This is a genomic window from Hymenobacter cavernae (assembly GCF_014641455.1).
GTDB classification, from domain to species: domain Bacteria; phylum Bacteroidota; class Bacteroidia; order Cytophagales; family Hymenobacteraceae; genus Hymenobacter; species Hymenobacter cavernae.
Genome location: NZ_BMHT01000003.1, coordinates 534,856 through 550,256 on the forward strand (window position 1 = coordinate 534,856; position 15,401 = coordinate 550,256).

At 55.4% G+C, this 15,401-nt stretch carries 13 protein-coding genes; 6 read left to right on the forward strand and 7 right to left on the reverse strand.

From position 1 onward, the window contains the following. Together IEX74_RS10500 and IEX74_RS10505 are read right to left on the reverse strand one after the other, a co-directional pair. Positions 1-3,480 (reverse strand): SusC/RagA family TonB-linked outer membrane protein, encoded by a 3,480-nt coding sequence (locus IEX74_RS10500; protein ID WP_188813815.1) that lies wholly within the window; start codon positions 3,478-3,480, stop codon positions 1-3. Further along, positions 3,477-4,508: a FecR family protein gene (locus IEX74_RS10505; RefSeq protein WP_188813817.1), complete on the reverse strand. Its 1,032-nt coding sequence runs from the start codon at positions 4,506-4,508 to the stop codon at positions 3,477-3,479. Before IEX74_RS10505 ends, IEX74_RS10500 begins: the two co-directional genes overlap by 4 nt. Positions 4,509-4,928: 420 nt before the next feature. On the opposite strand from IEX74_RS10505, the gene IEX74_RS10510 reads away from it, so the two are divergent. Continuing rightward, the gene (locus tag IEX74_RS10510) at positions 4,929-5,522 is read left to right on the forward strand and encodes an RNA polymerase sigma-70 factor (RefSeq protein ID WP_188813819.1); all 594 of its coding nucleotides are present in this window, start codon (positions 4,929-4,931) and stop codon (positions 5,520-5,522) included. Positions 5,523-5,690: 168 nt separating this feature from the next. Here the strand turns inward: IEX74_RS10510 and IEX74_RS23445 are convergent, their stop codons facing one another. The 5 genes from IEX74_RS23445 to IEX74_RS10535 all read right to left on the reverse strand — a co-directional run bounded on the left by IEX74_RS23445 (position 5,691) and on the right by IEX74_RS10535 (position 11,559). Then, positions 5,691-5,978: an SDR family oxidoreductase gene (locus tag IEX74_RS23445; protein WP_188813821.1), complete on the reverse strand. Its 288-nt coding sequence runs from the start codon at positions 5,976-5,978 to the stop codon at positions 5,691-5,693. A gap of 275 nt (positions 5,979-6,253) precedes the next feature. Further along, positions 6,254-7,948 (reverse strand): AIPR family protein, encoded by a 1,695-nt coding sequence (locus tag IEX74_RS10520; RefSeq protein ID WP_188813823.1) that lies wholly within the window; start codon positions 7,946-7,948, stop codon positions 6,254-6,256. A gap of 72 nt (positions 7,949-8,020) precedes the next feature. Continuing rightward, on the reverse strand, positions 8,021-8,737 hold the full coding sequence (locus IEX74_RS10525) for a 3-keto-disaccharide hydrolase (protein ID WP_188813825.1): 717 nt from the start codon (positions 8,735-8,737) through the stop codon (positions 8,021-8,023). Between the two features lie 287 nt (positions 8,738-9,024). Continuing rightward, positions 9,025-10,368 (reverse strand): gluconate:H+ symporter, encoded by a 1,344-nt coding sequence (locus tag IEX74_RS10530; protein WP_188813828.1) that lies wholly within the window; start codon positions 10,366-10,368, stop codon positions 9,025-9,027. Positions 10,369-10,635: 267 nt separating this feature from the next. After that, positions 10,636-11,559, reverse strand: a complete 924-nt coding sequence (locus IEX74_RS10535) for an AraC family transcriptional regulator (protein ID WP_188813830.1) — start codon at positions 11,557-11,559, stop codon at positions 10,636-10,638. Positions 11,560-11,793: 234 nt separating this feature from the next. Between IEX74_RS10535 and hxlB the strand changes: the two genes are divergently transcribed. From hxlB to IEX74_RS10560, 5 genes are all read left to right on the forward strand, one after another. Continuing rightward, the gene (gene hxlB, locus IEX74_RS10540) at positions 11,794-12,396 is read left to right on the forward strand and encodes a 6-phospho-3-hexuloisomerase (RefSeq protein WP_229755197.1); all 603 of its coding nucleotides are present in this window, start codon (positions 11,794-11,796) and stop codon (positions 12,394-12,396) included. A 56-nt stretch (positions 12,397-12,452) separates the two neighbouring features. Beyond that, positions 12,453-13,085: a 3-hexulose-6-phosphate synthase gene (gene hxlA / locus IEX74_RS10545; protein WP_188813831.1), complete on the forward strand. Its 633-nt coding sequence runs from the start codon at positions 12,453-12,455 to the stop codon at positions 13,083-13,085. Between the two features lie 152 nt (positions 13,086-13,237). Then, positions 13,238-14,110, forward strand: a complete 873-nt coding sequence (locus IEX74_RS23365) for a carboxypeptidase-like regulatory domain-containing protein (RefSeq protein ID WP_188813832.1) — start codon at positions 13,238-13,240, stop codon at positions 14,108-14,110. A gap of 168 nt (positions 14,111-14,278) precedes the next feature. Continuing rightward, the gene (locus tag IEX74_RS10555; RefSeq protein WP_188813833.1) at positions 14,279-14,881 is read left to right on the forward strand and encodes a Uma2 family endonuclease; all 603 of its coding nucleotides are present in this window, start codon (positions 14,279-14,281) and stop codon (positions 14,879-14,881) included. Between the two features lie 33 nt (positions 14,882-14,914). Continuing rightward, positions 14,915-15,196, forward strand: a complete 282-nt coding sequence (locus IEX74_RS10560; protein WP_188813834.1) for a hypothetical protein — start codon at positions 14,915-14,917, stop codon at positions 15,194-15,196. The last annotated feature ends 205 nt before the right edge of the window (positions 15,197-15,401 follow it).

The following is a 15,401-nucleotide window of genomic DNA, read 5'->3' on the forward strand; positions in this document are numbered from 1 at the left end:
TTAGAAGGTTAGGTTTAAGCCCATAGAGATGTTGCGCGAAATCGGGTAGGTGCCACCATCCACGCCGCTGTTGGTGGGGTTGTCGGTGGCGCCGTTGGTCGTGGCGCTGTTGGCCTGCGGGTTGCGGAAGCCCCCGGCTTTGGTGAAGGTGTAGATGTTTTGGCCCGTGGCGTAGAGGCGCAGGCGCTGCACGTGGATCTTCTCGGAGAGCACCGCTGGCAGCGTGTAGCCGAGCGTGATGTTGCGGATGCGCAAAAAGCTAGCATCGTAGAGGTAGCGGGTGCTGGAGGAAATGTCGGAGGAGAGGTTCAGGGTGCCGGCCCGGTGGAACTTGCCATTGCCGGGGTCCGACTCCGAGCGCCACCGCTCCAACGACTGCTTCGAGCCGTTTTCGAGCCACCGACCCAGGGCCAGCGGCAGCTCCTGGCTGCGGTAGATTTCGCCGCCCTGGGAACCATCGAGCAGGATATTCAGATCGAAATTGCTGTAGGTAAAGGTGTTGCCGAAGCCGTACACAAAGTCGGGCTGGTAGTTGCCGGCCCGCACCTGGTCGTCGGCGGTGATGCGGCCGTCAGGCACGCCGCCGGGGCCGCTCACGTCGCGGTAGCGCAAGTCGCCGATGCCCTGCGAACCTAGCTTCGGGTAGGTGTCCACGTCATTCTGGTTGTTGAAAGTACCCTCCACGATGTACAGGTAAAAGTCGCCCATGGGCCGGCCCACGTAGTTGCGCACCACGCCCTGGTTAGCGAGCTGCGTTTGGCCGCTGGCCAGACTCATGATCTGGTTGCGGTTGAAAGAGATGTTGAAGTTGGTGTTCCACTTCAGCTTCCCGTCGATGTTGAGCGTGTTCAGGGTGACTTCCAGGCCGCGGTTGCGCACGTTGCCCACGTTCTGAATCACGGAAGCCGCTTTGCCATTAATGCTCGGAATGTCGGCCGACAGGATGATGTTGCTGTTGCGGTTGTAGAAATCCACCGACAGCCCGATGCGGTCCTTCAGAAAACCTAGGTCCAGACCGGCGTCAAACTGCTTGTTCTTCTCCCAACCTAGGTCGAGGTTGGAAAATCCGCTGGGCTTGAAGGCGACCACCTGCGCGTCGGCGGTGCCGAAGTTGTAGGCTTCGCGCTGCATGGTGGCAATCCAGGGGTAGTAGCCGGGCAGCTGGTCGTTGCCGGTTTCGCCGTAGCTGCCCCTGATTTTCAGCATGGAAACCGTTTTGCTGTCGGCCAGGAAGCTTTCCTCGCTCACGTTCCAGCCCGCTGATACTGATGGGAATATCCCAGCGCGGTTGGTGGGTCCGAAGCGGCTCGACCGGTCGCGGCGCAACGAGCCGGAGAGTAGGTAGCGCCCTTTGTAGTTGTAATTAACGCGGCCAAAAACGGCGTCAAACACATACTCGCGCCGTTGCGACTCTCCCTTAGTCAGCACGGCGCCCTGCACGTTTTTTACGCTGGAGTTCACGAACGCCACCGGATTGTCGCGGTCGGTGCGGGGCTCCAGGGTCACGTAGAAGTCGTTCTGACGCGATACATCGTAGCCTAGCAGGGCCGTGAAGTTGTGGTCTTGGTGCAAGGAAAAATCGTAGGTAGCCGTGTTCGACCAGTACCAGTTGAGGTTCGTAGTGTTGTTGCGGCGGGCCCGGATCTGGGCTAGGTTCGGGGTGGAGATGTTGCCGGTGTTGCCGTTGCCGCGGGCCAGAAAAGGCTCCACAAACCACTCCTCGCGCTCCGACACCAGCCCCACGTTCATGCGCGAACTAAGCTTAAGACCTTCAAGTGGTTCGTATTCTAAATATGCATTACCCGTCTGCCGGAACGAGTAGAAAAAGTCCTTGTTCGCATCGAGCTTCACCAGCGGGTTCGACAGCTCATCGTTGAAGATGGTTTTCATCTCCGGGTCCTGCGTAATCACGAAGTAGTCGCCGTTGGGCCGCCACACCGGCAGAATCGGCGGCATCGTCAGCGCCTCGGCCAAGATGCCATCGACGCCGGTGGAGGTGTTGCCGCCCGCGGTTTGCTGCACCCGCCGCTGAGTGTAAGACGGTTGCAGGTTCACCCCTACCCTTACTTTACTGGTCAGGTCGGCGTCGAGGCTAGCCCGTAGGTTATAGCGCTTCAGGAAGGTGTTTTTCAGCGTACCCTGCTGATCAATGTAGCCGCCCGACACCGAAAAACGCACTTTGTCGCTGCCGCCGGTGGCGCTGAGTTGGTAGTTTTGGAAGGGTGCCGCGCGGAAAATTACGTCCTGCCAATCGGTGTTGGCCCAGCGCTCCGGCTGGTTCAGGAAGGCCGGAATCGGGCGATTCTGGTAAGCTAGACCTTCTTTGGCCATATCCACAAACTCCTGCCCGTTCAGCAGATCGTAGCGGTGCATCACCGTCTCGACGCCGGCGGTGGCATTAAAGGAAAATGTCGTTTTGCCCGACTTCCCCCGCTTGGTCGTCACGATGATAACCCCGTTGCCGGCCCGCGACCCATAGATAGCCGCCGAGGCCGCGTCCTTCAGAATATCAATACTTTCAATATCCTGGGGCGAAATAGCGTTGAAGAGCGTTCCGTCGTTGGTAGGATAACCATCAATAACGTATAGCGGGCTGTTGCCGCTGGTGATAGAGCCCGCGCCCCGAATGCGTATGTTCGGTGGGTCGCCGGGCGCCCCGCTCGTTTGCTGCAACTGCACCCCCGACACCTGCCCGACCAGCGCCTGCGTGGGGTTCGTGACGGGCAGGTTGGCTACCTGCTCCCCTTTCACGCTCGAAATAGCCGTCGTGACGGTGCGCTTGCTCTGGGTGCCGTAGCCTACGACCACAACTTCCTTCAGCGCCTGCGTGTCTTCGGCCAGCCGGATGGCCAGCGCGGTGCTGGCTTCCGTCACCGAAACTTCCTGCCGCACAAAGCCTACCGAGCTAATGACCAAGGTGCTACCGGGCGGCACGTTCAGCGTAAACCGTCCCTCAGCATCGGTGCTGGTACCGATGGTGGTGCCTTTTACCACCACCGTTACCCCCGGCAGCGGCTGGCCGTTGCTCTGCGTGATGCGGCCCGACACAGGAAAATCGCGCTTAAAAGAAACGTTTGCAGTAGCAAGTACATCAGCGGAAACGTTTGCGGGTACAGCACCCGTAGACTTGGCGGGCAGCACGATGTAATACTTCGAGCGGGTTTTCTCGAAGCGCAGGCCCACCTGCGACAAGACCGCCTTGAGCTTGGCATCCAGGCTGCCGTCGGCTTCCTGCGGCACCACTACTTTGTCGCCGATCAGATCGGTGTCGTAGCCGATCGAGGCGCCGTATTGGGTTTCCCACTGCGCCAGCAACTGCTTGAGCGAGGTGGTGGTGGGTTGCCGCGCCACTTGTTGGGTGGAGGCCAAGAGCTGCGCCGACGCAGACGAGGCTAAGGGAGGGAGGCAGAGGACGCACACGCTCAGCGAAGCCGCGCGCGCCCAATTGCCTCTGGAACAGCAGGTAAGGTCTCGTTTCATAGGAAATGGTGGGTAGAATGATCAGAAAGCGTAATTTGATTTGGCTGCCGCCGTACAGTTAGCTGAAAGCTTTTCTCCAGGAGCTGAAGCACCGCTTCCATGTCGCCGACGGGGAACGTGCCGGTGATTTTGCGCTGCATCAGCGCCGGATTTTCGACCACAACGGCCACGCCGTAGGTGTCGCTCAGGCGGGTCGCTACTTCGGCCACGGAGGTGCCGTCGAACACGAGCTTGTCGTCTTTCCAGGCGGCGTAGGGCGCTACGTTTACCGCTTTGTGCACCACTTGCCTAGGTTGCGTGTCCCAGGTTTCGACCAGCTCGCCGGGCCGGAGCACCACGTCGTTGCTGCGGGTGCTATCGGCGAAGTCAACCTTCACTTTGCCCGAAAGCAGCACCACCCGCCCCTGCCGGTGCCGCCGGTACACGGTGAACTTCGTGCCGAGCACTTCTACCTTGAAACCGGCCGTGGTGCGCACCACAAAGCGCCGATGATTAGGCAGGTGCTTAACGGCGAAATAGGCTTCCCCATCGAGCCACACTTCCCGCACACCCGCCTGACCTAGGTTGGCAGCGTAGCACAGCGTCGAGTGACTGTTGAGCGTGACGGTGGAGCCATCCGGGAGCTGCACCACGCGGGTTTGGCCGTAGGGCGTCGAGAGTTGGGTAAGAGTTGGCTGCTCGTGCCCGGCTTGCCAGAACCAACCACCGCCCGCCGCTACGCCAACCAGTACCGCCGCGGCCGCCGCCCAGCGCCGCCATAGCGGGCTCCGGGTTACTTCTGCTTGATTTACAGCCTCTACAAAACCTAGCTTCCGCAGGAGCATCTTTTCCATGCTGTCGAAATCCGGCGCGTCCTGCCTGGGTGCCTGTTCCTGCTCCAGCAATTGCGCGTACTGCTCCATCCAGTGCTGCGCCAACAAGGCATTGGCGGGCTGCGCGAGCCAGCTCAGGACGGCACGGGTTTCCGCGGGCGACGATTCGCGCCGCAGGTACCGCAGATACGCTTCAAAATCCACCGGAGTCGACATATGGCTAGGTGTGTTTCCCTCTATTACAAACGACACCTAAGCGGATAGCAACCCCTATTCTGATGGCGAAAAATATTTTTCGCAGCAAACCAGACGGTTCGCCTCACCCCCCGGCCCCCTCTCCGAAAAGGAGAGGGGGAGCCAGTCGTCAATGAGCAGTTAGCAATTATCAATTGCTCATTGTCCATTGCACATTCTCGCTCGGCTCCCCCTCTCCTTTTCGGAGAGGGGGCCGGGGGGTGAGGCGCCTCGTTAGCACAATCTATCCTCGCCGCCAGCTCGACTGCCACTCATGAGAGTGCAGGAGAGTACGGCTTCTTTTTTAAACTTATCTTAGTGAAGCGCTGCCTATTTGCTGCCTCCCGAAAGACGGCTTAGCCTCCAGCGCACTCTGGGTTCTCCTCAACGTATTCTCTCCCAGTGAAGCTTTCCAGGAACTTACCGGAAGAAGCGGGTGCTGTCACGTCGGCTGATGAGCAGCAGTGGTTTCAAATGCTGTTCAGACAACACGCCCCAGGCCTGTACCAATTGGCCTACAATCACTTACGCTCACGAGCGGAGGCGCAGGAGATTGTGCAGGATTGCTTTCTGAAGTTCTGGGAAAAGCGCCACGAGGTCGGTGCCGGCGATGGGGCGGCCAAGGGCTACCTCTATACCTCGGCCTACCACGCCATCCTGAACCAGGTGCGCCGCCGCCACTACTGGGTGTACGAAGATTGCCCCGACGACCTGATGGTGGAGCACGAACCCCAAAGCAGCGGCCTGGAGCTGGAGCAGCTCAACGACCTCTACACCAACGCTCTGGCTCAGCTACCCGCCAAGCGCCGCCAGATTTTTGCCATGAGCCGGCAGCAAGGTCTCTCCAACGCCCGGATTGCCCAGGAGCTGAATATCTCCATCAAAACCGTGGAAAACCAGATGACGCAGGCGCTCAAGTTTCTGCGGCACTACTTCGTGGCCCACGGCGTGCTGCTGGATCTGGTGCTGCTGCTCTGCTGCTCCACCCTCCTCTGACCCAGCCACCACCCGCCGGTCCAAACAAGCCGTTCTATCATCCCAGGGTTGAAACCCTGGGCTAGTAGTCAGCGGTAAAGCACGAGAGCCGCGCCGTAGCCCAGGGTTTCAACCCTGGGACACCAGAACGACAACCCGTCCGACGGCGGCTTGCCGATTCACCCAGACCTAGGCTCCCTGCCCGAGCAGCCGCATAAAGGCGCCGTCCATCACGTAGGTGGAGCCGGATACGTAGTCCGAATCGGGGGAGGCCAGGAACAGGGCTAGCTTGGCAATTTCCTCGGGCTTGCCGGCGCGCTTCATCGGAATCTTCTGCGCTTGCTCGCCGCCTTCCTGATCGGTGTGGTACACAATCACCACGTCGGCCCCCTCCCTGGCAAGCTCAATTGCCGTGGCTTGGCCGATGCCTGAATCTGAACCGGTTACGAGGGCTACTTTGCCGGCTAGTTTCTTCATTGGAAACCTAGGGTTGAAAGAACGGAGAGTGCAGCGGGTTAGGTGTTGCGCCATGGGTTGACGCTTAAATGGCTGCTGCGTAAAATCAACTCTTCCTAACGGGAGGCGACGTGGAAAGTTGAGTAAGCAAAACTCAGGGAGAAATTGTTCTTATCGTGCTATCCATTGCACGCGCACATTCCTCTAGTATAACCCTCACAATCGACTTAAATGAGAAGGGTGCTTAACTTGTTGAATTCCATTATTTATCATAAAAGCTTTCAAAAGAACATAGTTTAAACCACAACAGTCTTTAATGATTTAAGCATATTATCTTTTATAGCACGGCACTTTGTATAATTTCTATATACTTGATGTATTAAAGAAGTCTTATACAGCTTATTTATGGCAGTCATTGTCTTGGCTTCAACATCTACAATTAGCGAGTCGAGTTTACGACTAGCAAAACCATCAAAATCAAACGACGGATTATGAATAACTTCCGATGGAATTAATCTAAACACCATATGTGCAACAAACCTATTTGAATGTATGCAATTACTCTTATCTCTGCCATTGGAAGTCTTTTCTTTATTCTTAAGATACTTATTAACCTCTCTTAATATGCGTATACACCTCCAAGCTTTTAAGGCCGTTAAAGAGCTATTAACAATATCAGTATAAGGAGGTTTATAAATATCATCCCACAACTTACCGACTTCCCTTTTCGCTTGAACAGCCAAATCGACATTATCTTTAAAGCAAGCTAAGGCTGTTATAAGCTCCTCGACATATGCGTTGAGAGCATCAATTCTTGTTGTTTCGTTTGACCTTTTATAATGGTAGGTGATGCCTATTAAAGCAAACTCTGTTTTCAGCCTCTCTTGTTCAGGATCTAACGAAACAAAATCTCTTTTATCTACTCGGTTCTGAGTATTAGTTTTCTTAGTAACATTTGTTCCAAAATCTTCTGCGCACCCGTCTAGTGAAACAATCTTCAGAAAGACCTTGATATTTTCAACCTTTGTTGGATCATTTTCAAATACATGTCCTATACTCCCAACAGTTTGTGCTCCATTTACAATTTTAATATCTCGCACTTCAAAATTACCTACAGTTCTATCAGCTCCTCCTATTGCTTTCTTAGCAAAATTTTGACACAGTGCAGTCACTCCATTATTATAATAGTAAAATAGCTGAGGTTCTTTTAAAGCTGTATCTCTCATATTCTCGTTTACATCACTGAATCCAACAAATTCACGAATATTATCAGCAAAGAGTCGCCCTCTGTTTTCATGCCATAATTGCGCTAACGTAGTTCCGTCTATTATTCCATATATTGATTTGTAAGGATCATCTACTTTACCCCAATTGGATAAAATTATATCAGCATTAATAGGAGCACCACTTAAGACTCCCAGCAAAGCTTTGTGGGCATTTTTAAGAGTAAATTTAGTAAATATAGCTAATTCAGTTGGATCATTTAATTCACTCATCAAATCATTTATCACTTGAATATTCTGTTCAGACAACTTCTCTTGTCCTGTATAGGTCAACACGATTCTTATTTTAACAGCAGCATCGCTGAGTGCATCTTCTATATCAGCTTGCTTCTTTTTTACCTTATCGTTAAAACGATCTATTTTAAATTCTATTAAATCATGAATACCATTACAAAATTTAGAAACTTCTCCTGTTTCTGGTTCTCCTTTACCAGATTTAATCCATTTAGACTGGAGGAGCCACAATTCTTTGTTCTTCCTATCGAAGTATACTGCATCGATACCATTATCACCAAATCCATCAACGATTGATGCAGAAGCTTCGTCTTGATCAAGCAAAGCAAGAGTCTGTAAAGTATATGCAGCGAAAGATCTAGTTAAAAGAAAATTCTCCTTTTCTTCTTCACTTCTAGCGTCAGAAATATCTATTTTACCCTTATAAACTTCTTCTAATTTGGCTTTTATATGCCCGACATGTAATGAGCTCATGAGACTTTTTTTACAATGTGAGTTCTTTGTTCCTATTCTACAATATTACTTAGCCTTAGACCAAAACCTAGGTCAATCCAGCATCTTGATTTTAAAGTTCTTGTACTCGATTTTCATGGGCGGCCCTACGTGTACCTGCACCCCGATCCAGCCGCTCATCTTGCGGTTGGCGGTGTCATCGTCGGTCACGTCGGCCATGAGCACGTCGTTGATGTAGTGCTGCATGTGGTTGCCTTTCACCACCAGGTGCACTTGGTTCCAGTCGCCGGCTTTGATGTGCTGCTGAAGGGCCGCGCGGCCGCCGCCCAGGCTATCGAGCACTTGCGGCGGCTGGCCTTCCACGAGGCGCACGCGCTGCCCACGCAGGGCCAGGAACTTGCGGCCCCGCTCCTCATAGTTCTGCCCGGCGTAGCGGTTGCGGCCGTCGAGGTCGGCTTGGTAGCCTTTCAGGGCATAGGGCAGATCGGGCACCTCTTCGCTGCGGTAGTTGATGCCGCTGTTGCCGAGGGCCGAAATCCGGTAGTCGACCAGCAGCTCAAAGTCGCGGGGCTGCCCGCCGCGCCAAATGATAAAGGTGTTGCGCTTGAGAATGGTCGCCGGCGTGACCTCCCCCACCATCACCCCATCGCGCACGTGCCAGTAGGTGGTGTCGTACTCCCAACCGCGCAGGGTTTTACCGTCGAAAATAGCTTGGTAGCCTTTCTCCGCCTGCGGCGTTTTGGGAGCGGTAGCGCAGCTCATGGTTAGCAGTAAGCTGCTGGCGAGCAGGAGGAATACGGAAGTTTTCATAAAGCCAGGTGGTTGATTAACACGCGGTTTAACGCTTGGGGTGAGTTGGTCTTTATCGTTCAGGCGGTTCGCCTCACCCCCCGATCCCCTCTCCGGAAAGAGAGGGGGAGCCGAGAGACAATGAGCAATGGACAATTTGCAATGAACAATTGCTCCCTGCTCATTGCAAATTGTTCATTGTCTAGCGTCTGGCTCCCCCTCTCCTTTTCGGAGAGGGGGCCGGGGAGTGAGGCGCTACGTCAGGGTAGTAATCAATGCCCGTTTCCAAGAAGCCGCTGCGCACGCCGCTAATGCGGACCTAGGTTAGCGCCCATCAGCGGCAACGCCCAATCGAGCAGCAGCACGCCCAGCAGCCCCACCACCGACACGATGGTCTCCATGGCCGACCACGAGCGCAGCGTGTCGTGCACCGAGAGGTTGAAGTATTCTTTGAACAGCCAGAACCCGCCGTCGTTGAAGTGCGAGAACAGCAGACTGCCGGCCCCGATGGCCAGCACCATCAGGTTGGGGTCGGCGGGGGAATGCGCCATGGTGGGGAGCATCACGCCCGCCGCGGTGAGGCCGGCCACGGTGGCGGACCCCAGGCACACGCGGATGATGCCGGCAATCAGCCAACCGAGCACCAGCGGCGGCAGTCCCGTGCCGCGCAGGCCCGCCGCAATTTCCTGACTGGCGCCGCTGGCGAGCAGCACCTCCTTCAGCGCCCCGGCGCCCCCGATAATGAGAAGAATAGGCGCCACATCGCGCACGGCTGCGGCGTAGTTTTCCATCACCTCGGGCAGGGTTTTGCCCAGCGCCGTACCGAGGCTGAATGTGGCAACCAGCACCGACAGCAGCATCACCATACCCGGATCGGCCAGAAACGCCAGGGTCGGCGCTAAGGGGTCTTTCGGCGGCAGCACTGCTTGCAGACCTAGCACTACCACCAGCACCAGCACCGGCAGCAGCGACGACAAGAAGCTATTGAGCTTGCCCGGCAGGGCACTGTCAGGCAGCGGCTCGGCGACCAAACTGGCCAACGGCTTCGACACAATGCCTTTCAGGGTGCGGGTGTAGAGCGGGCCGGCCAGGATGATGGCCGGTATGGCAATCAGCAGACCGTAGAAAAACGTGTGGCCCATATCGGCGTGAAACTGCACCACCAGGGCCGTCGGCGCCGGGTGCGGCGGCAGGAACCCGTGCAGCACCGACAACGACGCCAGCATGGGCAAGCCGATGTACACGGCCGGCAGCTTAAACCGGTACACCAGCGAGAAGATCAGCGGCATGATGAGCAGGAAGCCCACGTTATAAAACAGCGGAATGCCGATGATGAAGCCCGTCACCATCAGCGTCCACTGGATGTTGTTGGTGCCGAAGGCATTAATCATGGTGGTGGCAATCTGCTGAGCGGCACCGCTTTCCGCCACCAGCTTGCCCAGCATAGCGCCCAGCACCACCACCAGCGCCACCGAGCCGAGCGTATCACCTAGCCCCTTCTGCACGGCCTCCAGCACCTGAGTGGAGGTCAGGCCGAGCGCAAAGCCGACGGGCAACGTGATGAGCAGAAACGCCAGAAAAGCATTCACCTTCCCCCAGCTGATGAGGGCAATAAGCGCCAGCACCGCCAGCAGAATGACAAGTAAAACCATGCAGGGTGAGAATAGTCGTGCTTAACGGCTATTAGTTAGGCATTTACTTCGAACAAATGCTACTTCCCCGCTTCCTGGTGCGTCCACCTTTCCTACGCTACCTAGGTTGGTTGCCTGCTTGACGCACGTTATAGGGCAGCCGAGCCTGGTCCCGCGCGGCGCCATATTGGTAGAAAACAGCCCGTAAAAACAACCTGACTTCCGCAGGGCAACACCTAGGTTGGGTGTCGTCTGGCGGGGGGCCAGGTTCGCCTACCTCGACGCGTGTTAATTAACCGCGCACAACACCCGGTAATCGGTTGGGGTCATGCCTTCCATCTGGCGGAACATGCGGGTGAAGTAGTTCAGGTTGTTGAAGCCCGCTTTAAAGCAGATTTCGGTGATGCTGAGCGCCGGGTTTTTCAGGCACTTCTTCGCCAGGCGCATGCGCTCCTTGATGATGTAGTCGATGGGCGACAGGCCAAACTCCTGCTTGAAGGCCCGGTAGAAGTTGGGCTTGCTCATGTACACCTTCGCGCTCAGGTCGTCGACGCTGATCTTCTCGGCAATGTTCTCTTTGATGTAGTGCAGGATGTGCGCAAACCGATTGGAGGTTGCCAGCACCGCCACGTTACTTTCTTTCTCGTGCAGACTCTGCACCTGCATAATGCGCAGCAGCAGCTCCTTAACGGTGAAATCGGCCAGGATGTCTTTGTTCTGCCCGCCACCAAACCCAATGCGGACCAGCTTATAGATAAGCGCCGTTACCTCTTCGTCGTTATAGAAGTAGTGCTGATTGAAGCCGAAAGCCCACTTCTCATCCTCGGTTTTGGGATAGTGCTCGTTCAGATAATTCACCGTGTCGATGATTTGGAGCCGGTCAATGGCGAGAGCCACGCACTGGGTCGGGTTTTCATCGGACGCCTCCGGGAAGTCAATCACCATTTTCAGGTTGGGCGGCACCACCATTGTGTTGCCGGGCAGGTAGTTGAACTCCTCCTGGTTGAAGAGGTGCATCACCTTCTTGCCGCGCAGCATATTAGTGAGCACCAGGTCGCTGTACGACTGCTCCACCTGGGCACTTTGCAGGTGCGTTTCGAGGATGCTGAGCTCGTACTTTTCGAGGGTTTGCACCCGGCGATGATCAATCAGGGTAGCGAGGTCCTGCGCTTTGGTGAGCGGGATGCGAGGAAGCAAATCAGTTACGGTCATTACGGAAGTAGGCAACAAGCAATCCGCGAGGATTGGGGTGGCAAGTACAGGATGGATTACGAGCAAAAACAGGTCGGCCCCACCCGACCGGGCTTGTTTGATAGGATAGTGCCACCGATTGATATCATTCTGCAAAGGCCTCCTTTGGGGCTGACTTAGCTTTGCAGCGCATTCGTCGGAACACCTTGCGGCGCGCCGATATGCCGTCTTTCTGCCAGGCTCTTTCGCCCGGTTATGCAACCCACCTACTTGATGAGCACCCCAACGTCCGATAAGCTGCGCCTTGCCTTACAAGACAATCTGCAGGTCATTCTTCAGGAAAATCAACAGCTGGCCCAGAAGCTCGACCTAGCGGCGGTGGTGGCCGTCATCCCGCTTATTCAACACGCCGAGCGGATTTTTGTTGTCGGTGCGGGCCGCACGGGGCTAGCCCTGAAGGCCGCCGCCATGCGCCTGATGCACCTGGGTCTGACGGTGTTTGTCGTCGGCGAAACCACCACGCCCGCCATCAAGGCCGGCGACTTGCTGCTCGCAGGCTCCGGCTCCGGCACGACCAGCAGCATCGTGAAAGCGGCCGAAAAGGCCGTAGCAGCGGGCGCCCAAGTCGTGGCCATCTCCACAACCACCACGTCGCCGCTGGCAAACCTGGCCACGCAAGTGGTCGTGCTGCCCGCTGCCCAGAAGCAGGACCACGGCGGCGAAATCTCGAAGCAATACGCCGGCAGCTTGTTCGAACAGGGCGTGCTGCTGCTCCTCGACGCCATTTTCCAGACACTGTGGGGCCTCGACGGCACCCCGGCCGCAGAACTCTGGAAGCGCCACGCAAATTTGGAATAACGCTGGCTGGCAATCCTTTACCTACTTACTCTCCCCCTCAAAACCCAACCCATAACATGGCTAAATTACAAGTTGCAATCGACCTCCTGACCACCAAAGACGCCTTGGCCCTTGCCGGGAAAGTAGCGCCCTACGTGGATATCATTGAGCTAGGTACGCCCCTCATCAAAAGCGAAGGCCTGGCTGTCATCACGGCCATGAAGCAAGCCCACCCCGACAAGCTGGTGTTTGCCGACTTCAAAACCGCTGACACTGGCGAGCTGGAAGCCGACATGGCCTTCAAAGCCGGCGCCGACCTCGTTACCATCCTAGGTGCCGTAGATAACGCCACCATTATCGGGGCCGTGAAAGCCGCCAAAGCCCACAACAAAGGCGTGGTAGTAGACACCATCGGCGTAACCGACCGCGTGAAGCGCGCCCAGGAAGTATCGGCCCTAGGTGTTGAGTTCGTAGAGCTGCACGCCGGCCTCGATGAGCAAGCCCAGACTGGCTACTCCATTCAGGTCCTGATTGATGAAGCCACGCGCGCCGGTGTTCCGGTTTCCATCGCGGGCGGTGTCAACCTGAGCAACATTGCAGCCGTGAAGCAAGCGGGCGTGGCCGTAGCCGTAGCCGGTGGCGCTATTTACGGCGCCGCTGACCCAGCCGCCGCCGCCAAGGAACTGCGCGAGGCGTTCGACGCTGCGTAACGCTGACGGGGTCTAGAGGGCACCTAGGTTTTCAAGCCTTATAGCAAAGCTCCGGCCGTTGGCCGGAGCTTTTTTGTTGGCCTTATAGTTCGATGCAACGCCTGAGTGGGTAGCAGGCCTCCTAGCGGAGTTCACTCATTTAGTATCTGCGTATGCGGTATCTCCGGCTCTGGCTTACTGGCCTGCTTGTATTCTCCCTGTTTATCTCCTCTCCTGCTTGTGCGCAGTCCATCTCAACGGGCAAGATCACAACTCCTGCCGGTGCCCCGGTAGCCTATGCGTCAGCAGGGGTCAAGGGCAAACCCCTCGGGACAGTAGCAGCTTCGGACGGTACTTTTCCGCTTTCCACTTTTGCGCCCACTGCCCCTACAGATACCGTCATTGTATCATGCGTAGGGTACCAGTCGCGTCAGATGTTAATGAGTCAGTTACGGCAACAACCAGCGGTACAGCTTCTTCCAATGGCAACTCAGCTTCAGGAAGTAGTAGTGCATAGCAAGCACCCCAAGCGCACAATCCTAGGCCATAACAGCTGGAGCCTGTTTACTAGTCTTAACTTCTACACGACCAAAGACACAGTGCCCCACGACCGCCTCGGCCGGGAAGTGGGCTTGCTCATGAAAGTCAAACAGCCTGTTCGTCTGGAGAGCTTTCATCTGTTTGTGTTCAACAGTGACTTCTCATCCGTAACGTTTCGCCTCACGATCTACGCCGTGGCAAACGATCAACCGCAAGCTCCTTTATTGCAGAAAGACGTCATTTTTGAGGTAGCTGGGCGGCAGCATGGGTGGCGGGAGGTTGATTTGCGACCTTACGCTATCGAATTGGCTGGACACCAAGATGTGGTAGCATCTGTGCAATGGCTACAAAGTCAGAGCGACCAGCCCACCAGCAAATACTTTGGAATAGCCACTCACCTGTCGCCCTTTCACAGTACTTTCTTGCGAGATAAAAGCCAAGAAAGCTGGCGCCGAATGGGGGCAAATACCAGCCTCTATTTCACGGCCTTGGCCTACTCAGAGTAGAGCCTATACGGATTGCAAATCCGGCCGAACGATGGCCGTTGACAGGAGCTTTTTTGTTGGCTAGCTTTCTAGCTTGCCTTAACTGCTTATTACCCGAAGCTGGTACCATTCAAACGCCGGACGCACATCTAACGTTAGGCATTACAGCCAAACTAGTATCTTTCTGCTATGCTTCCCTCCTTCTCCGAACACAGTCTGGTATTGCGCGGCCCGTATCTGGAAAAGATGACGGATGACGAGTTCTTCGACTTCTGCCAGCAACATCCTGAGCTGCGCATCGAGCGCACTGCCCATCATGAAATTCTAATTATGTCGCCTACTGGCAGCCGCTCCGGCAAACGCAATGCTCGTCTTACTTTCCAGCTCGGCAAATGGTGCGAGCAACACGAGGAGCTAGGGGAATACTTTGATTCCAGCACCGGCTTTGCCTTACCGGATGGCTCCGTCAAATCACCCGACGTATCTTGGATAGTAGCCGAAAGATGGAACAGCCTGACCCCAGAGCAGCAAAGTCGCTATGCCCCGCTGTGCCCTGATTTCATTGTAGAGCTAGCTTCTGACTCCGACGATGTGAAGGAATTACAAAAGAAGATGCTTGATTGGCAGCACAATGGCGCCCGCCTAGCTTGGCTCATCGCCCCGAAAACGGAAACCGCTTATATCTACCGCGCCGGGCAATCAGAGCCAGAGATAATGCAAGGGTTTGACCAGGAGCTTTCGGGGGAAGATGTGCTGCCGGGGTTTCGGCTGCGGCTGGCGGAGCTGCGGTAACCAAGTTTTCAGGTTTAGGTCTTTAAGTATTATATGGGCTTCACAATAGATAACAGACGCTTCGGACTGGTACTAGCCAGTGACGTTAACCCACGGGATGGGCTTGGCTGGCAGCTATGGGAATACACTAACCGTAAATCAGTTTTGCTCCTTGAGATATTCAGGCATGATGACCTCAAGAAAATAAGCTTTGAAACGTTTGAGCCAATGGACATTCCATATGAAGCACTAGAGATTGTTCTAAACGATTTCAATACGACTGGAGGAAGAAACTTTATTGTTGATCCTGAAGAAGACTCTGAAGAAACAACCTGATAAGATTATGTACCCTAAATGCCCCGCGCCTACCCAGCCGGGGCTTTTTCGTACCTTGAACCCTGTTTACGTTTGTACAGCACCCGAACGGTGTAGAGGCGCATACTTGCGTCTCGTCGTTGCTGATGTTGTTTGTTCTGCACGGCGCGACCTAGGTCGTTAGCTACGCTGATCTTCGATTCAACGACGAGACGCGAAGTGTCGC